The following is a 16,582-nucleotide window of genomic DNA, read 5'->3' as shown; positions in this document are numbered from 1 at the left end:
CTTTCTTCTCCTGCCCATGCTTCGCATCGGTCTGATCTCCGACACGCACGGGCTCCTGCGGCCCGAGGCTGTTTCCTTCTTGAAGGGCAGCGACTTCATCGTGCACGGCGGTGACATCGGCAACGCCGGCATCCTCGAAGCGCTCGCGGCCATCGCGCCGTTGACGGTCGTGCGAGGCAACAACGACCGCGAACCCTGGGCAGATGCCATCGCGGAAACCGAACTTGTGAAGTTCGGCAGCGTGCGCCTCTATGCCATTCACGATCTTGCGCAGCTCGACATCGACCCATCCGCGGCCGGCGTGCGCGTGGTCGTCTCGGGCCATTCGCACAAGCCGAAAGTCGAAGAGCGCGATGGAGTGCTCTATGTCAATCCGGGCAGTGCGGGCCCGCGACGGTTCAAGCTGCCGATTTCCGTCGCCGAACTCGTTGTCGACGGTGCGTCAGTAACTGCGCGCGTCGTCTCGATCGACCCGCAGGGTGGTCTTCCCTCTACCGGGGAGGCGCCTGAGACCCGGCCTTGAGCCGGTTTCTTGGTGTTTCTGGGCCGATAGAGCCTGATTTCGAGGGGTTGGTCAGGTATTTGTGAGTGAGAATTGCTAGCATCTAGGTTTTGCTTACCGGCGCGCCCGATATCCCGGGCGTCCTCTCACCGTGCGAACCAACGATTTCGGCGCAGCGCCGACCACAGCCGTCGCCCTGCGCCTCGACCAGCTTCCGAACAACCAGTGGGCCACCGTACTCGAGGTGGCGCGCCCCGACAACGCCGACGATCGGGAACTCGTGCTGCGCCTGACCGAAATCGGCTTCGTGCCGGGCGAGGCGGTGCGCATCGTCGCCAGCGGCATTCCGGGGCGCGAGCCGCTGGCGGTGCGCCTGGGGCACACCACCTTCGCGCTGCGCCGCCACGAGGCCGCGCTGATCCACGTCACGCCGGGAGCCGCCAACCATGGTTGAAGCCGTCATCCAGGGCCCGGGCCGCCTCGCACCTACTGCCCAGCCGGGGCGCATCGCGCTGCTGGGCAACCCCAACTGCGGCAAGACCGCGCTCTTCAACCTGCTCACCGGTAGCCGCCAGAAGGTGGCCAACTACGCGGGCGTGACCGTCGAGCGCAAAGAGGGCTCGCTGCGCACGCCCTCGGGCCGCCGCGTCTTCGTGCTCGACCTGCCGGGCGCCTACAGCCTGAATGCGCTGAGCGCCGACGAGGCCGTCACGCGCGACATCGTCACCGGCCAGAGCAAGGAAGCCCTGCCTGACCTGCTGGTGTGCGTCACCGACGCCACCAACCTGCGCCTGAACCTGCGGCTGGTGCTCGAAGCACGGCGGCTCGGCCTGCCGATGGTGGTGGCGCTCAACATGACCGATATGGCGAAGAAGCAGGGCATCGTGGTCGACACCGCGGTGCTTTCGCGCGAACTGGGCGTGCCCGTCGTCGAGACTGTCGGCGTGAGCTCCGGCGGCGCGCAGGGCCTGCTCGAAGCCTTGGACACCCCCGTGGCCGCCGCCACGCCGCAGCCCTGGAAGGCGCCGGGCCTGGACGACGTGCTTGCCACGCAGCGCGAGGTGCGCCGCATTCTTGGCCTCGCGGTGAAGGAGCCGGTCGGCAGCCTCGCCACCAGCGACCGCATCGACCGCGTGGTGCTGCACCCTGTGTGGGGCATGCTGGTGCTGGCCGTCACCATGTTCCTGATGTTCCAGGCGGTGTTCAGCTGGGCCAACGTGCCGATGGATGCCATCAAGGCCGGTACCGAGGGGCTGGGCAACCTGCTCAAGACCTACATGCCCGAGGGCATGCTGCAGAGCCTGCTGGTCGACGGCGTGATCGCGGGCGTGGGCGGCGTGATCGTGTTCCTGCCGCAGATCCTGATTCTTTTCCTCTTCATCCTCGCGCTGGAAGACTCCGGCTACCTGCCGCGCGCGGCCTTCCTGCTCGACCGCGTGATGGGCACCGTGGGGCTGTCGGGCCGCTCCTTCATTCCGCTGCTGTCGAGCTTCGCCTGCGCCATTCCGGGCGTGATGGCCACGCGCACCATCAGCAACTGGCGCGACCGCATCACGACCATCATGATCGCGCCGCTCATGACCTGCTCGGCGCGGCTGCCGGTGTATGCGCTGCTCATCGCGGCCTTCATTCCGGCGCGCACCGTGGGCGGCGTCTTCAACCTGCAGGGCGTGGTGCTGTTCGCGCTGTACGTGTTCGGCATCGTCTCGGCCATGGCCGTGGCCTGGGTCATGAAGCGTTTCCGCGACAGCACGCAGCACTCGCCGCTGCTGATGGAACTGCCGGCCTACCGCTGGCCCAACCTGCGCAATCTGGCGCTGGGCCTGTACGAGCGCGCGTGGATATTCATCCAGCGCGTGGGCACGATCATCCTGACGCTGACGATCCTGCTGTGGTTCCTCTCGACCTTCCCGTCGCCGCCCGAAGGCGCGACCGGCCCGGCCATCCAGTACAGCCTGGCCGGCATGATCGGCCGCGGGCTGGAGCACATCTTCGCGCCCATCGGCTTCAACTGGCAGATCTCGATCGCGCTGGTGCCGGGCATGGCGGCGCGCGAGGTGGCCGTGGGCGCGCTGGGCACGGTGTATGCGCTGTCGGCCACCGGAGACGACGTGGCGGGCGCGCTGGAGCCGCTCATCGCCGGCAGCTGGACGCTGGCCACCGCGCTGTCGCTGCTGGTGTGGTACGTGTTCGCGCCGCAGTGCATCTCGACGCTGGCGGCCGTGAAGCGCGAGACCGGCTCGTGGAAGTACGTCTGGATCATGGCGGGCTACCTCTTCGCGCTGGCCTACATGGCCTGCTTCGTGACCTACCACGTTGCGGTGGCACTCGGGGCAGGGTAAAACCGCCGCTGACGCTGAAAGGTTTGAAGAAGAAATGGCACAGCAACTGATCGTCGGATTGATCGTCGCGGCCGCCGCGTTCTACGCGGTCTGGCGCTGGATGCCCGCAGGATGGCGCCGAGGCGCGGCGCAGAAGCTCGCGGCCGGCACGCACCGCGCGGGCCTGGTCGACGAAGAACGCGCCAAGGAGCTGGCGGCCTCTCTGGCCAAGACCTCGGGCTGCGGCTCGTGCGACAGCTGCGGCAGCTGCGCTCCCAAGGCACCCCTTAAACAACCGGAAGCCGAACAGGTCGCCAGCAGCCCGTCCATGCACGGCCGCTGAGACTGATGCCCGCGCACATCCTCGTCGCCGGGGGCGGCATCGGGGGGCTGGCCACCGCGCTGGCACTCGCACAAGGTCGGCATCGGGCCGACGTTTTCGAACAGGCTCTGGCCTTCGGTGAAATCGGCGCCGGCGTACAGCTGGGGCCCAACGCCACGCGGCGTCTTCAGAAACTCGACCTGGGCACCGGGCTCGCGGCCATCGCGGCGCGGCCCGAGGCGCTGGTGGTTCACAGCGCCGAAAGCGGCTCCGAGCTGGCCCGCATGCCGCTCGGCGACGCCATGCAGCAGCGATACGGCGCTCCCTACTTCTGCGTTCATCGCGCCGATCTGCACGGCCTGCTGCTCGAAGCCGTGCGCACGCGCGGCACCGGTGCGCTGGTGACCGGCGCGCAGATCCGGCAGGTCGAGACCAGCGACGACCTCGTCTGCCTGTCGAGCACCGATGCGCGCGCCTGGGAAGGCGAAGCCGTCGTCGGGGCCGACGGCCTCTGGAGCATGGTGCGGCGGCAGCTCGACAGCGCCTGCGCGGCGCAGCCGCCGCGCGTCACCGGCCACACGGCCTGGCGCGCACTGATCGAGCAGTCGATCCTGCCTGCGGCATTGCGACGTGGCCGGGTCGACGTGTGGCTTGGTCCGCGCCTGCATGCGGTGGCATACCCGGTACGCGGAGGCGAGTGGCTCAACGTGGTCGTGATCGCCGAATCGGCCCCCGCCGGCGACGCGCGCGACTGGGACCAATCCACCAGCATCACCGCCCTGAAGCAGGCCATGGGCCGCAGCTGCGCCAGCCTGCAGTCGCTGCTCGATGCCATGCCCGCCTGGCGCGCATGGTCGCTGGGCGACCGCGCCCCGATGACCGGCCCGGCCGACATGGCGCACGAACGCGTCGCGCTGGTGGGCGACGCGGCGCATCCGATGGTGCCGTACCTCGCGCAGGGCGCGGGCATGGCCATCGAGGACGCGGTGGCGCTGGCCGATGCGATGGCCGATGCGGATGCGGCCGACGTGCCCGCCGCCTTCGCCCGCTACGCCGAGGCACGCTGGGCGCGCAACGCGCAGGTGCAGGCACGCGCGCGCCGCAACGGCGAGATCTTCCACGCCACCGGACCGGTGCGGCTGGGCCGCGACATGGCGATGCGCCTGCTCGGCGCGAAGCTGCTGGACCAACCCTGGCTGTACGGCGGCTGAGATGCCTGTCGGTGCCCGTGGAACGGGCACCGGTGCCAGGAACGCCGCGGAACCGGCTTTGCCGGGCCGCAGGTGTTGCCCCCGGTGAGGGGGTTGGCGCAGCGACACGAAGTGCGCGAAGCTGGGGGAGATCCGGTCTATAACCTGAAGGTCTGCAGATGCTCGATGCGCTCGGCCAGCCCTTCCTGCCCGAGGTAGTGCCCGTACTTGCCGTCCTGCATCTTCGCGAGCGCGGTTTCCAGTTCGAGCAGCATCGCGTCGCGCTCCGCGACGAACGCGGGCGGCACGTCGATGCCCGCCTTCGCGCATGCATCCGCGATCAGGTGCGCGCTCGCGGGCGCGCCGCAGGCCGCGCACTTGACGATGGCCGCCACGTTGGGCTCCGCGCCGTTTTCCAGCAGCGCGGCCGTGAGTTCGGGCGCGATCTGCCCGTCGATGTTGCGCAGCGCATCGGCCGCCACCGGCGCGCCCGCGCGCACCAGCGCGGCTGCGGCGGCGAAGGCGCCGTGGCCCACCGCGACGTCGGTGGCCAGCGCGCTGCCCTGGTGCGGCCCGCCGAAGTCCACGCCCGCCGCGGCGAGTTCGGCGACCAGCCGGGGATCGTCCGTTCCGATCGCATGGCGCAGGGCCACGCGCGCCAACTGCGGCTTGTGGCGCAGCGTGCCCTCGGCCAGCGGCGTGCGCCAGTCGACGACGGCGCGGCAGTAGAAGGTCACCAGCTTGTCCATCAGGTCGAGGTCGAGCCCGTGGTCCTCGTGCCGGTCGTCGAGGTAGCCGAGCAGCGTCTGGCCCGAGAAGTAGTCGCTGGTGGGCGCGAGCGGGTCCTCGTCCAGGCGCAGCGCCGCAAAGGCGCCGAGCAGGTCGGGCGCGATGGTGTTCACGGTGTCTTCGTGCAGCGCGTGCGTCCAGGCCGGCGGCAGGCCTTTCTTCCAGGCGACGATCTGCCCGTGCCCGGCGCCGGGCTCGACCACGGCGTAGACGCGGTCGGTGTACTCGAATCCGCCGAAGGGCAGGTGCGTGAGCTTGCCGCTCCAGGGCGTACCGCTTTCCTCGGCGGCCTCCTGGGCCAGTTCCTGCTCGTGCTCTATCCAGCCCTGCAGGTCGTTGTAGCCGTCGCTGCCGTTCCAGAAGAGCTCGCTCCAGCTGATGCCCTCGAGGTTGCCGTTCATCTCCAGCGACAGGTCGTAGTCGAGGCGCCCACCGGCGGTTTCCCGCCAGAGCGCGACCAGTGCTTCGGGAAGAGGGCCTGAGCAAAGGGCTTGCACCGCATCGATCTGCTGCTGCGGCATCGGCGGCTGCGCGTCGAATATCACGCGGTCGGCAAACAGCACGATGCCGTGTTCGCGCAGGGTGGAGAGCTCGTCGGGTGTGAACCGGATGTCGTTCATTGCAGGGGCCTCCGTTGTTTTCAAAAATGTAGCGCTTTGCGCTCGCGGGGCAATCCGGTCCACCCCAGCTTCATGAGGGCGTTTGCGTGGCGTCCGTCCAGTCGATGCGATCGAACAGTCGCATCAGCCTTGTCTTGCGCGTCGCGCTGAACTGGCCGATCCATGCGATGCGGCCCAGCAGGTGGCCGCGAAAGTCGTCGACCTTCGCGCGGTTCTGGCTGGCCGGGCCTTGCGTTGCGCAGCGATGGAGCACCGCCTTGAGCCGGTCGAAGTCCTCGCGCGGCGTGTTGGCCTTGTCGTTGACCACCACGCCGGTCACGCGCTGCTGGCGGTGCCGCGGCATGCAGCGAATCTTGCGCGGATGAAGCTCGAATCCCTCGTCGGCCGCGATGCCGCTCACCCAGGCGCGCAGGGCGTTGAACTGCGCGCGCAGCGAGGCCGGCCCAGAGAACACCAGATCGTCGGCATAGCGCGTGTAGCTGGCGCCGAAGACCCACGCCAGGCCTTCGAGCCGAAGGTCGAGCCTGAAGGCGCACAGGTTGGCCAGCGCGGGCGAGCAGGGCGAGCCCTGCGGCAGGTGCGGGGCGGCAAGGCGCTTGGCACCGATCCAGTCGAGCCCGCCGTCGTCGCGCAGCCGCTCGATCACCGCGTCGTCGGTGCGGTGCGTGCACAGGGCGGTGAGGGCGCGCGCCACGCCCTCGGGATAGCCCAGCGTGCGCCACGTCGCGTGCACGCGCGAGGCGCGGATGCCGGGGAAGAAGTCGCGCAGATCGAAGCCGATCACCACTTCCTTGCCCGCGTGCGCCGCCGCATGGCTTGCGACCGAGCGACCTGGCACGAAGCCGTGCACCGCCTCGTGTGCGGGTACGTGCCGCAGCAGGTCGTCGAGGATGCGGCGTTGCGCGCGTTTCAGGTCGGCCTTTGGAATCTCGAGCAGGCGCAGGCCGCCGAGGCGCTTGGGCTGGAGCTGGTAGCGGTAGTGCGACGCGGGCTGCCGGGTGTCCGGATCGGTCGGAGCGCGGAAGGCCTGCGCAGCGGAGGTGAGCCACGCCAGCCGGTCTGCATCGAGCTCCAGCCATTGCGCAAGCTCGGCCAGCGTGGGGATGTGCGGCAGCGCGAAATGGTCCAGCCCCATCGGGCGCGGGAGCATCTGCGCGGGCCGCAGGATGATGCGCCGCACGCGCGGCGGCTCGTTCTGCTCGAAGGCCGCATCTAACTCGGGCATGTCGTGGATCGCCCTGGCCAGCGCGGGCAGGTCGGTGCGCCGCCAGGTGGCCTGCGATCTGTTGCCCAGGGCCTGCGCCAGCGGTTTGAGCCATGGCGCGTCGGCGCCCAGAGTCGCTGCGGCCCGCGCCCGCAGCGCGCCCGGTTCGGTGCCGCCGGGCTGCCTCGCGTCGGCGAGCAATGCGCGTGCGAGGCTGCGTGCGATCCACTCCCTGTAGCTCAGTTCACGCGTCATGAATCCCGAGGCGGCGAAGCCGGTGAAGGTGGTGGCACCAGGCCCTTCAACCAGCCGGTGAGGCGCCAGCTGTGCTGCGCGAATGCGCAGTTCCGCTTGCGCGCCGGAATGCGAAGCCATCCATCCGCCACGGGGTTACCCCGCAGCACAAGACCGGGCGACGGATCGCAGGGCCTTGTCGAGTCTTGAAGTGCCGGTGCCGGGCGGATTGTAGGAGCCGGCCTTGCGGCACGGCTACGGCTACAGATCGGTGCGCAGCTTCCAGATCTCGGGAAACAGCACCACGTCGAGCATCTTGCGCAGGTAGCTCACGCCGCCGGTGCCGCCGGTGCCGCGCTTGAAGCCGATCACGCGTTCGACCGTGGTCACATGGCGGAAGCGCCAGAGGCGGAAGGCGTCTTCCAGGTCGGTGAGCTTCTCGCCGAGCTGGTAGAGGTCCCAGTGGTCGTGCGGGTTGCGATAGACCGTGAGCCAGGCCGCTTCCACGCCGTCGCTGGATTCGTAAGGCTGGGTCCAGTCGCGGTCCAGCCGGTCGGCGGGCACGGGCAGGCCGTGGCGCGCCAGCAGGCGCAGCGACTCGTCGTACAGCGACGGCGCGCGGTACGCGGCATCGACCTGCGCCAGCAGGTCGGTGCGGTGCGCGTGCGGCTTGAGCATCGCGGCGTTCTTGTTGCCGAGCGCGAACTCGATGCAGCGGTACTGCGCGCTCTGGAAGCCGCTGGAGTTGGCGAGGTAGGGCCGCATCGCCGTGTATTCGGGCGGCGTCATGGTCGACAGCACGGTCCACGCGTTGACCAGCTGTTCCATGATGCGGCTCACGCGCGCGAGCATCTTGAAGGCGTCGGGCAGCTTCTCTTCGGCAATGCAGGCGATGGCGGCGTGCAGCTCGTGAAGCATCAGCTTCATCCAGAGTTCGCTGGTCTGGTGCTGCACGATGAACAGCAGCTCGTCGTGCGCGGGCGAGAGCGGATGCTGCGCGCTGAGGATCTCGTCGAGGTGCAGGTAGTCGCCGTAGCTCATGGACTTGCTGAAGTCCAGCTGGGCCTTCTCTTCGTGGACGATGCTCTCGGGGCTCGTCGCGGGGTTCTTGTCGGTGCTCTGATCGGCGCTCATGTCACTGCGTTCTTGCGGTTGAATTCAGGGCGTCGCCACTCGCCGGTCTCGAGCACCTGCACGAGGTGCTCGACCGAGTTCCACACGTCCTCGAAGCCGATGTACAGCGGCGTGAAGCCGAAGCGCAGGATGTCGGGCATCTGCGAGTCGCCGGCGCGGTAGTCGCCGATCACGCCGCGCGCGATCAGCGCCTGCACGATGGCGTATGCCCCTTCCTCCCTGCTCAGGCACACCTGCGAGCCGCGCTGCGCATGCTCTCGCGGCGTGACCAGCGAGAGGCCCTGGCCGGCGCAGCGCTCCTCGACCAGCCTGATGAACATGTCGGTCAGCGCGAGAGACTTGGCGCGCAGAGCGGACATCGCACCGAAGTCGCCGTTGAAGGACTCGGCCGCGAGCACCGTGTCGAGCCCGCATTCGAGCCCGGCCAGCGCGATGATCGGCTGCGTGCCGCAGAGATAGCGGCCCACGCCCGGGGCAGGGCGGTAGTGCGGCGTGAACTCGAAGGGCGCCGCGTGGCCCCACCAGCCGGACAGCGGCTGCTCGAACTGGCCCGCATGCTTCGTGTGCACCCAGGCGAAGGCCGGGGCGCCGGGGCCGCCATTGAGGTACTTGTAGCCGCAGCCGATGGCGTAGTCGGCATCGCTGTCGTTCAGCGCCACGGGCACGGCGCCCGCGCTGTGCGCGAGGTCCCACACCGTGAGCGCGCCCACGGCGTGCGCTGCGGCGGTGACGGCCTTCATGTCGTGCATGGCGCCGGTGCGGTAGTTGACGTGCGTGAGCATCAGCACGGCCACATCCTCTGTCAGCACGCCGGGCAATTCGCTCGCGTCGATCAGCTTGAGCGTGAAGCCTCGCTCGCGGCACAGCGATTCGGCGATGTAGAGGTCGGTCGGAAAGTTGCTGCGCTCGCTGACGACCAGCTTGCGGCCGCTGTCCTTTTGCTGCGAGAGCGCCGCGAACAGCACCTTGTAGAGATTGACCGAGGTGCTGTCGGTGCACACCACCTCGCCGGGCGCGGCGCCGATCAGGCGGGCCACCTTGTCGCCCAGGCGCTGGGGCAGGTCGAACCAGCTCGCGGTGTTCCACGATCGGATGAGGCCTTCGCCCCATTCCTTGGTCACGACCTCGGCGATGCGTGCGGGAGCGGCCTTGGGCATCACGCCGAGCGAGTTGCCGTCGAGGTAGAGCACGCCCTCGGGAATGGTGAATTGGTCGCGCAAGGCGCGCAGCGGGTCTTGCGCGTCTAGCGCGCGGCAGTCTGCAAGAGTCGTCATGGTGGAGGTTTCAGCGAGGGAGTTCGCGCAGCACGGCGCGAACGGGGGAGGCATCGGCGCTCACCAGCTTCAGCGGCAGCGCGATGAGTTCGTAGTCGCCTTCGGGAACGTCGTCGAGCACGAGGTTCTCGAGCACGCGCAGGTCGAGGCGGCGGATGCGTTGGTGGCTTTCCAGCGTCTTGCTGTCGGCCGGGTCGATGCTGGCGGTGTCGATGCCGATGAGCTTCACGCCCATGGCGGCCAGGCGCTCGACGGTGGCGGGGGCGTAGGCGGCGAGTTCGGGGTCCCAGCGGCCGACGGGCATGGCGGCGTAGGTGCGCAGCAGCACGCGCTGCGGCAGGGTGCTGTCGACGGCATGGGAGATGTGCTCCCACTCGATCAGCGGGCCCTTGTCGATGGCGTGGATCACCCGGCAGGGGCCGAGGAAGGGCGTGAGGTCGACATCGCCGATGGTCTGGCCTTCGGGGTCGTAGTGCAGCGGCGCGTCGGCATGGGCGCCGACATGGGGCGAGAGCTTGATCTCGCTGACGTTGACCGGGCAGCCCGGCGAAATGGTCGCGGCCCAACGCTGCTGGTAGGGCGTGTCGCCGGGAAACACTGGCGCGCCTTCATGCACGGGCGGTGAGATGTCCCAGATGCGGGGGCGGGGTTGCTGTGAACGCATGGCGCGAAGGTAGCGCCGGGCGAGGGGGCGTGGTGTCGGTTATTTCCAACACCATGCGTGACGAGTTGAAGCCGGAGCAGTCAGTCAGTGCAGCGACGACAGCGCCGGGAGGCCATGCCGGGCTCGCGCCCGCTCGCAGGCATCGCTGCCGGCCTCCAGCTCGTGGCACGGATTGGGCCGCCATTCGTAGATGCCGCAGCCCACCGACTGGCCGATCTTTCCGGTGAGCGCGGCGCATCGCGGCGACGCATGGTCGGTGCCGCGCATGCGGCAGATGGTGTCATTCACCTCGACGGTGAGGCCCGAAGGCACCTTGCCGCCATTGTCGTCGAGCTCGTACACGCTGAAGTCGACGCGGTAGCTGGCGCAGCAGGCGCCGCATTGCTGGCAATCATTCATGGCGAGGTCAAGTTGACGGTCTGTTCCAGGAACACCGCGGAACCGGCTCTGCCGGGCCGCTGGTGTTGCCCCCGGCGAGGGGGCGGCGAAGCGACACGAAGTGCGTGGAGCCTGGGGGTCTGTCTATAACTTGCCGAGCAGCAGGAACTCCATCAGCGCCTTCTGGGCGTGAAGGCGGTTCTCGGCCTCGTCCCACACCACCGACTGCGGGCCGTCGATGACCTCGGCCTGCACTTCCTCGCCGCGGTGGGCGGGCAGGCAGTGCATGAAGAGGGCGTCGGGCTGGGCCGCGCGCATCATTTCCTCGTCGACGCACCAGTCGGCAAAAGCCTTGCGGCGGGCCTCGTTCTCGGCTTCGTAGCCCATGCTGGTCCAGACGTCGGTGGTGACGAGGTCGGCGCCGCGGCAGGCTTCCATCGGGTCCTTGAAGACCTTGTAGCTGTCGCCCGAGCGGATACCGGCGATCGACTGGTCCACCTCGTAGCCGCTGGGCGTGCTCACGTGCACCGTGAAGCCCAAAATTTCGGCTGCCTGCAGCCAGGTGTTGGCCATGTTGTTGCCGTCGCCCACCCACGCCACCGTCTTGCCCTTGAGGCAGGAAAGCACGTCGCCTCCGGTGCCGTGGGATCCGCGGTGCTCGATGTAGGTGAAGATGTCCGCCAGGATCTGGCAGGGGTGGAACTCGTTGGTCAGGCCGTTGATGACGGGCACGCGCGAGTGCGCGGCGAAGGCGTCGATCTTGGTCTGCTCATAGGTGCGGATCATCACGATGTCGACCATGCGGCTGATGACCTTGGCGCTGTCCTCGATGGGCTCGGCGCGGCCGAGCTGGCTGTCGCCGGTGGTCAGGTGCACGACGCTGCCGCCGAGCTGGTACATGCCGGCCTCGAAGCTCACGCGGGTGCGCGTGCTGGCCTTCTCGAAGATCATGGCCAGCGTGCGGTCGACCAGCGGCTGGTGCTTTTCGTAGGTCTTGAACTTCTTCTTGATGATCGCCATGCGATCGAAGAGGTAGGCGTACTCCTCGGCGGTGAAGTCCGAGAACTGCAGGTAGTGCCGGATGGCTGCGGGCGCGGTCGTCGTCATTGGGCTGCAGGCTCCGAGAGGAAGTTTTTGACGATGGGCGCCAGGATCGCGACGATCTCGTCGGCCTCGGCGATGCTCAGGATGAGCGGCGGCACGAGGCGGATCACCTTGTCGGCCGTGACGCTCAGCAACAGGCCGGCGTCGCAGGCGCGGTTGAGGATCACGCCGCAGGGGCGGTCGAGCTCGATGCCGATCATCAGGCCCTGGCCGCGCACTTCCTTCACGCCGGGCAGGTCGCCGAGTTCGCGCTCCAGCGCGGCCTTCAGGTGGGCGCCCACGGTGGCGGCGTTTTCGAGCAGCTTGTGCTCTTCCATGATGCGGATGGTCTCGACGCCGGCACGCATGGCGAGCGGGTTGCCGCCGAAGGTGGTGCCGTGATTGCCCGGGCCGAAGATGTTGGCGGCCTTGGGGCCGGCCACCACGGCGCCGATCGGCACGCCCGAGCCCAGGCCCTTGGCCAGCGGCATGACGTCGGGCTTGATGCCCGCCCACTGGTGGGCGAACCACTTGCCGGTGCGGCCCATGCCGCACTGCACCTCGTCGATCATCATGAGCCAGTCGCGCTCGTCGCACAGCTGGCGCACCTGCTTCAGGTATTCCCAGCGCATCGGGTTGATGCCGCCTTCGCCCTGGATGGTTTCGAAGAACACGGCGACCACGTTCGGGTTGCCTTCGGTGGCCTTCTTCAGCGCCTCGATGTCGTTCAGCGGCACGCGGATGAAGCCCTCGACCAGCGGGCCGAAGCCGGCCTGCACCTTGGGATTGCCGGTGGCCGAGAGGGTGGCGATGCTGCGGCCGTGGAAGGCGGCTTCGTAGACGACGATCTCGGGGCGCTCGATGCCCTTGTCGTGGCCGAACTTGCGCGCCAGCTTCAGGGCGGCTTCGTTGGCTTCGAGGCCGGTACAGCAGAAGAAGGCGTTGGTGAGGCCGGAGATTTCGGTCAGCTTGGTGGCGAGCTGTTCCTGGCCGGTCACGTGGTAGTAGTTGGAGCTGTGGATCAGCTTGGTCAGCTGGTCCTGCAGGGCGGGCACCAGCTCGGGGTGGTTGTGGCCCAGCGTGTTCACCGCGATGCCGCCGAGGCCGTCGAGGTAGGCCTTGCCCGCGGTGTCCCAGACTCGGCAGCCCTGACCGTGCGACAGTGCGATCGGCAGGCGACCGTAGGTGTTCATGACGTGGGGCGAGGTGGGCTGGGCGGTAGCGCTCATTCGGGTTCTCCAGATAGGGAAGGCGGATTCTAGGCGCGTGGTTTGACGGCTTCGTTGAGGATTGCGCATCACAGCAATGCCCCATGTTCAGGATGCAAAAAGGGGCGCGGATAGAATCGCTTGCTGCACCGCAGCACCTGCTCCGGTCGCTTCATTCAACGATGATTTCCCCCACAGCCAAAGAAATCTTCATCCAGGGCATCACCAAGGATGGCCGGACCTTCCGTCCGAGCGATTGGGCCGAGCGTCTGGCCGGTGTCATGTGCTCTTTTCGCCCCGGTGGCGCCTATCCGGGCAGCCACCTGAGCTACTCGCCCTGGTGCATTCCGACGACCATCAACGGCGTGAAGTGCGTGATCGTGAACCGCGAATTGCGCGATGCCGAGCCGATGGCCTGGGATTTCTGCGTGAACTTCGCGAGAGACAACGACCTGCAGGTAGCCGAAGCCTGTCTGGTGCCCGACACGCCCATCCCCCCCAAGAAGGCCTGAGCGGCCTTTTTTCTTGCCCGTCGCCCTGGGGGCGCAAATCGAACGGGCATGAAAAAACCGCCCGAAGGCGGTTTTTTACACTTTGCTGCAGCGCACCCCGATCAAACGGCGGACCGGAGGATTCCGGTCCGGGCTTGCCTGACAGGTGTCAGGCGGCGGCCTTTGCAGGCGCGAGGGCGAGGGCCTTGACCTTGGCCGACAGGCGGCTCTTGTCGCGGGCTGCCTTGTTCTTGTGGAAGATGCCCTTGTCGGCGACGGTGTCGACGATGCTCTGGGCCTTCGCGAACAGTTCGCTTGCCTTGGTCTTGTCGCCAGCCAGAACAGCCTTTTCGACGTTCTTGACAGCGGTACGGTACTTGGAGCGCAGCGAGGTGTTCGCAGCGTTCAGCTTGGTGTCCTGGCGGACGCGCTTACGGCCGGAGGCGAGGCGCGGGTTCTTTTTCTTGGGCTTGGCGGATGCCATGATTTATGTCCTTAGGTGTCTGAGGATGATGCAGCAAAGCCCTCCATTATAGGCCGGGTTGGCTTTTCCGGCGAATCCGGGCGTTTCGGCACCCCGGCGGGGCCTAAACTCGGCCCCCGTGTCCCTGCTCAAATCCGCCTCCACCGTCTCCCTGCTGACCCTCGCCTCGCGGATCACGGGCCTCGTGCGCGACGTGCTTTTCGCCTCGGTTTTCGGCGTCAGCGCGCTGACCGACGCCTTCAACGTCGCATTCCGCATCCCGAACCTGTTCCGGCGGGTCTTCGGCGAAGGCGCCTTCAGTCAGGCCTTCGTGCCCGTGCTGGCCGCCCGCAAGACCGAAGCGGGGGACGAGGGCGCCCGCCAGCTCATCGACCACGTCGCCACTTTGCTGACCTGGACGCTGGTGATCGTCTGCGTGGCTGGCGTGGCCGGCGCGCCGCTGCTGGTCTGGGCCATGGCCAGCGGACTGCCCGGCTTCGATGCCGCCGTGGTCATGACGCGCTGGATGTTCCCGTACATCGGCTTCATGTCGCTGGTGGCGCTGGCGGGCGGCATTCTCAACACCTGGCGCAAATTCGCGGTGCCGGCGGCGTCGCCGGTGCTGCTCAACGTGGCGCTGATTTTGTCGATCCTGGTCGGCGCGCCGCTTTTCAGGCACTGGGGCATCGAGCCGATCTACGCCCAGTGCGTGGGCGTCATGGCCGGCGGCGTGCTGCAGCTGGCCATGCAGATTCCGGCATTGCGCAGGCTCGGGCTGCTGCCGCGCCTGGGCCTGAGCCTTCGGGCCCTGCGCACCGCCTGGACCGACCCGAACACGCGCAAGGTGCTCAAGCTGATGCTGCCCGCGCTTCTGGGCGTGAGCGTGGCGCAGATCTCGCTGCTCATCAACACGCAGATCGCCTCCCATCTGGCGGTGGGCAGCGTCACCTGGATCACCAATGCCGACCGGCTGATGGAATTCCCCACCGCCATGCTCGGCGTGGCGCTCGGCGTGGTGCTGATGCCGCAGCTGGCCGGCGCCCGCGCCGCCAAGGACGACGCGCGCTATTCCTCGCTGCTCGACTGGGGCCTGCGCCTCGTGGTGCTGCTGTCGGCGCCGTGCGCCATCGCCTTGCTGCTCTTCGCGAAGCCGCTGGTGGCGGTGCTCTTCCACAACGGCGCCTATTCGGGCGAGGACGTGGGCCGCACCACCCTGGCGCTGATGGGCTACGGCGTCGGCCTCGTCGGCATCGTGGCCGTGAAGGTGCTCGCTCCGGGCTACTACGCCAAGCACGACACGCGCACGCCCATGCTCATCGCAGTGGGCGTGCTGGTGCTGACGCAGATCCTCAACGTCTTCCTGGTGCCGGTGCTGCAGCACGCGGCGCTCACGCTGACCATCGCCATCGGCGCGCTGGTGAATTCGGCCTGGCTGCTGGTCGGCCTGATCCGCCGCGGCAGCTACAAGCCCGAGCCGGGCTGGGGCAGGTTCGCGCTGCAGGTCGTCGCCGGCACGGCGGTGCTCGCGGGCCTGCTGGTCTGGGGCTCGGCGCATTTCGACTGGGTCGCCTTGCGCGAGCAGCGCCTGCTGCGCATCGGCCTGCTGGCCGCTCTGATCGCCGGCTCGGCGCTGCTGTATTTCGGCGTACTGGCGGCGGTCGGCGTGCGGCTGCGAAGCTTCATCCGCCGCTGACGAACCCTCTTTTCTTCGCGCGCACCGCGGAACCTGCTTTGCAGGGCCGCTGGTGCGGCCCCCTGAAGGGGGTTGGCGGCCACACGAAGTGGGCAAGCCTGGGGGTGAACCAAGTAGTCCCTGCCTTGACGCTCCGGAAATGCTCCTCTACAAAGCCACATGACGTTCAGCTTTCAGGTTCCAACCGCCCTGGAGTATTTCGAGTCGCTGGTCCGCAGCGACGAACAGTTTCCGCTGCTCGAAGCCGCCGCCAGCCTGGCGCAGGACGAATACCCCGATCTCGACGTGCAGCAGGTGCTGGGCGACGTCGACCAGCTCCTTGCCCGCCTGCGCCGCCGCCTGCCCGCCGACGCCGCGCCGCTGGCCCGTTTGCGCGCCCTGAACCAGTTCTTCTTCAACGACCTGAACTTCGGCGGCAACGTCAACGACTACTACGACCCCGACAACAGCTACCTGAACGCCGTGCTGCGCACCCGCCGCGGCATCCCGATCTCGCTGGCCGTGCTGTGGATGGAGCTGGCGCAGGGGCTGGGCCTGCAGGCGCGGGGCATCGGGTTTCCCGGCCACTTCATGCTCAAGGTGACGCTGCCGAAGGGGCAGGTGGTGATCGATCCGTTCACCGGCAAGTCGTTGTCGCGCGAAGAACTCGGCGAGCGGCTGGAGCCTTACAAGCGCAGCAACGGCCTGGTCGGCGACTTCGACGTGCCGCTGGGCCTCTACCTGCAGCCCGCCAGCTCGCGCGAGATCATCGCCCGCATGCTGCGCAACCTGAAGGAAGTGCACCACGCGCAGGAAGACTGGCAGCGCGTCATCGCCGTGCAGGACCGCCTGATCGCGCTGCTGCCCAGCGCCTGGGGCGAGTACCGCGACCGCGGCATCGCGCATGCGGAGCAGGGCAACACGGCATCTGCCGTGCGCGACCTCGAAACCTACCTGGCTAAGGCCGAGGACGCCCTGGACATCGACGCGATCGCCGAGCGCGTCGCCGCGCTGCGCCGCATGGCGAGCTGAA

At 68.2% G+C, this 16,582-nt stretch carries 17 protein-coding genes; 8 read left to right on the top strand and 9 right to left on the bottom strand.

Annotated elements, in window-relative coordinates; all coding sequences use genetic code 11:
• Positions 1-16: 16 nt before the first annotated feature.
• From AC1VNX_RS26400 to AC1VNX_RS26380, 5 genes are all read left to right on the top strand, one after another.
• Positions 17-523: a metallophosphoesterase family protein gene (locus AC1VNX_RS26400; RefSeq protein ID WP_483160560.1), complete on the top strand. Its 507-nt coding sequence runs from the start codon at positions 17-19 to the stop codon at positions 521-523.
• A 130-nt stretch (positions 524-653) separates the two neighbouring features.
• On the top strand, positions 654-956 hold the full coding sequence (locus AC1VNX_RS26395; protein WP_483160559.1) for a FeoA family protein: 303 nt from the start codon (positions 654-656) through the stop codon (positions 954-956).
• Positions 949-2,844, top strand: a complete 1,896-nt coding sequence (gene feoB, locus AC1VNX_RS26390; RefSeq protein WP_483160558.1) for a ferrous iron transporter B — start codon at positions 949-951, stop codon at positions 2,842-2,844. The genes AC1VNX_RS26395 and feoB overlap by 8 nt, the downstream gene beginning before the upstream one ends.
• 34 nt (positions 2,845-2,878) lie before the next feature.
• Positions 2,879-3,166 (top strand): DUF6587 family protein, encoded by a 288-nt coding sequence (locus tag AC1VNX_RS26385; protein ID WP_301506744.1) that lies wholly within the window; start codon positions 2,879-2,881, stop codon positions 3,164-3,166.
• Between the two features lie 5 nt (positions 3,167-3,171).
• Positions 3,172-4,356, top strand: coding sequence for an FAD-dependent monooxygenase (locus AC1VNX_RS26380; protein ID WP_483160557.1), 1,185 nt, complete (start codon positions 3,172-3,174; stop codon positions 4,354-4,356).
• 137 nt (positions 4,357-4,493) lie between these two features.
• Here the strand turns inward: AC1VNX_RS26380 and AC1VNX_RS26375 are convergent, their stop codons facing one another.
• From AC1VNX_RS26375 to AC1VNX_RS26340, 8 genes are all read right to left on the bottom strand, one after another.
• Positions 4,494-5,744, bottom strand: coding sequence for an SMI1/KNR4 family protein (locus AC1VNX_RS26375; RefSeq protein ID WP_483160556.1), 1,251 nt, complete (start codon positions 5,742-5,744; stop codon positions 4,494-4,496).
• A 70-nt stretch (positions 5,745-5,814) separates the two neighbouring features.
• Positions 5,815-7,323: a reverse transcriptase family protein gene (locus AC1VNX_RS26370; RefSeq protein WP_483160555.1), complete on the bottom strand. Its 1,509-nt coding sequence runs from the start codon at positions 7,321-7,323 to the stop codon at positions 5,815-5,817.
• Between the two features lie 120 nt (positions 7,324-7,443).
• Positions 7,444-8,316: a tryptophan 2,3-dioxygenase gene (gene kynA, locus AC1VNX_RS26365; protein ID WP_483160554.1), complete on the bottom strand. Its 873-nt coding sequence runs from the start codon at positions 8,314-8,316 to the stop codon at positions 7,444-7,446.
• Positions 8,313-9,590 (bottom strand): kynureninase, encoded by a 1,278-nt coding sequence (gene kynU / locus AC1VNX_RS26360; protein ID WP_483160553.1) that lies wholly within the window; start codon positions 9,588-9,590, stop codon positions 8,313-8,315. The genes kynA and kynU overlap by 4 nt, the downstream gene beginning before the upstream one ends.
• Before the next feature lie 10 nt (positions 9,591-9,600).
• Positions 9,601-10,254 (bottom strand): arylformamidase, encoded by a 654-nt coding sequence (kynB, locus tag AC1VNX_RS26355; RefSeq protein ID WP_483160552.1) that lies wholly within the window; start codon positions 10,252-10,254, stop codon positions 9,601-9,603.
• An 84-nt stretch (positions 10,255-10,338) separates the two neighbouring features.
• On the bottom strand, positions 10,339-10,653 hold the full coding sequence (locus AC1VNX_RS26350) for a YkgJ family cysteine cluster protein (protein ID WP_483160551.1): 315 nt from the start codon (positions 10,651-10,653) through the stop codon (positions 10,339-10,341).
• 123 nt (positions 10,654-10,776) lie between these two features.
• On the bottom strand, positions 10,777-11,739 hold the full coding sequence (argF, locus tag AC1VNX_RS26345) for an ornithine carbamoyltransferase (protein WP_483160550.1): 963 nt from the start codon (positions 11,737-11,739) through the stop codon (positions 10,777-10,779).
• Complete coding sequence (locus AC1VNX_RS26340; protein ID WP_483160549.1) at positions 11,736-12,944, bottom strand: acetylornithine/succinylornithine family transaminase; 1,209 nt, start codon at positions 12,942-12,944, stop codon at positions 11,736-11,738. Before AC1VNX_RS26340 ends, argF begins: the two co-directional genes overlap by 4 nt.
• 161 nt (positions 12,945-13,105) lie before the next feature.
• Between AC1VNX_RS26340 and AC1VNX_RS26335 the strand changes: the two genes are divergently transcribed.
• Positions 13,106-13,435: a DUF3579 domain-containing protein gene (locus AC1VNX_RS26335; RefSeq protein WP_093049621.1), complete on the top strand. Its 330-nt coding sequence runs from the start codon at positions 13,106-13,108 to the stop codon at positions 13,433-13,435.
• Between the two features lie 148 nt (positions 13,436-13,583).
• Here the strand turns inward: AC1VNX_RS26335 and rpsT are convergent, their stop codons facing one another.
• Complete coding sequence (rpsT, locus tag AC1VNX_RS26330) at positions 13,584-13,898, bottom strand: 30S ribosomal protein S20 (RefSeq protein ID WP_125947882.1); 315 nt, start codon at positions 13,896-13,898, stop codon at positions 13,584-13,586.
• A 118-nt stretch (positions 13,899-14,016) separates the two neighbouring features.
• Between rpsT and murJ the strand changes: the two genes are divergently transcribed.
• On the top strand, positions 14,017-15,570 hold the full coding sequence (murJ, locus tag AC1VNX_RS26325; RefSeq protein ID WP_483160548.1) for a murein biosynthesis integral membrane protein MurJ: 1,554 nt from the start codon (positions 14,017-14,019) through the stop codon (positions 15,568-15,570).
• Positions 15,571-15,729: 159 nt separating this feature from the next.
• Positions 15,730-16,581, top strand: coding sequence for a SirB1 family protein (locus AC1VNX_RS26320; RefSeq protein ID WP_418125033.1), 852 nt, complete (start codon positions 15,730-15,732; stop codon positions 16,579-16,581).
• Position 16,582: the final 1 nt, after the last annotated feature.

This window comes from Variovorax sp. TLI9-5A (assembly GCF_056867935.1).
This window is presented reverse-complemented; position numbering and strand designations above follow the sequence as displayed.

What these genes read in the sequence shown, in the direction of transcription:
- feoB (WP_483160558.1), top strand. Translation starts at nt 949, where the DNA reads ATGGTTGAAGCCGTCATCCAGGGCCCGGGCCGCCTCGCACCTACTGCC.
- rpsT (WP_125947882.1), bottom strand. Translation starts at nt 13,898, where the DNA reads ATGGCATCCGCCAAGCCCAAGAAAAAGAACCCGCGCCTCGCCTCCGGC.
- kynU (WP_483160553.1), bottom strand. Translation starts at nt 9,590, where the DNA reads ATGACGACTCTTGCAGACTGCCGCGCGCTAGACGCGCAAGACCCGCTG.
- AC1VNX_RS26340 (WP_483160549.1), bottom strand. Translation starts at nt 12,944, where the DNA reads ATGAGCGCTACCGCCCAGCCCACCTCGCCCCACGTCATGAACACCTAC.
- AC1VNX_RS26335 (WP_093049621.1), top strand. Translation starts at nt 13,106, where the DNA reads ATGATTTCCCCCACAGCCAAAGAAATCTTCATCCAGGGCATCACCAAG.
- AC1VNX_RS26380 (WP_483160557.1), top strand. Translation starts at nt 3,172, where the DNA reads ATGCCCGCGCACATCCTCGTCGCCGGGGGCGGCATCGGGGGGCTGGCC.
- AC1VNX_RS26370 (WP_483160555.1), bottom strand. Translation starts at nt 7,323, where the DNA reads ATGGCTTCGCATTCCGGCGCGCAAGCGGAACTGCGCATTCGCGCAGCA.
- AC1VNX_RS26385 (WP_301506744.1), top strand. Translation starts at nt 2,879, where the DNA reads ATGGCACAGCAACTGATCGTCGGATTGATCGTCGCGGCCGCCGCGTTC.
- AC1VNX_RS26375 (WP_483160556.1), bottom strand. Translation starts at nt 5,744, where the DNA reads ATGAACGACATCCGGTTCACACCCGACGAGCTCTCCACCCTGCGCGAA.
- kynB (WP_483160552.1), bottom strand. Translation starts at nt 10,254, where the DNA reads ATGCGTTCACAGCAACCCCGCCCCCGCATCTGGGACATCTCACCGCCC.
- AC1VNX_RS26320 (WP_418125033.1), top strand. Translation starts at nt 15,730, where the DNA reads ATGACGTTCAGCTTTCAGGTTCCAACCGCCCTGGAGTATTTCGAGTCG.
- AC1VNX_RS26350 (WP_483160551.1), bottom strand. Translation starts at nt 10,653, where the DNA reads ATGAATGATTGCCAGCAATGCGGCGCCTGCTGCGCCAGCTACCGCGTC.
- AC1VNX_RS26400 (WP_483160560.1), top strand. Translation starts at nt 17, where the DNA reads ATGCTTCGCATCGGTCTGATCTCCGACACGCACGGGCTCCTGCGGCCC.
- argF (WP_483160550.1), bottom strand. Translation starts at nt 11,739, where the DNA reads ATGACGACGACCGCGCCCGCAGCCATCCGGCACTACCTGCAGTTCTCG.
- kynA (WP_483160554.1), bottom strand. Translation starts at nt 8,316, where the DNA reads ATGAGCGCCGATCAGAGCACCGACAAGAACCCCGCGACGAGCCCCGAG.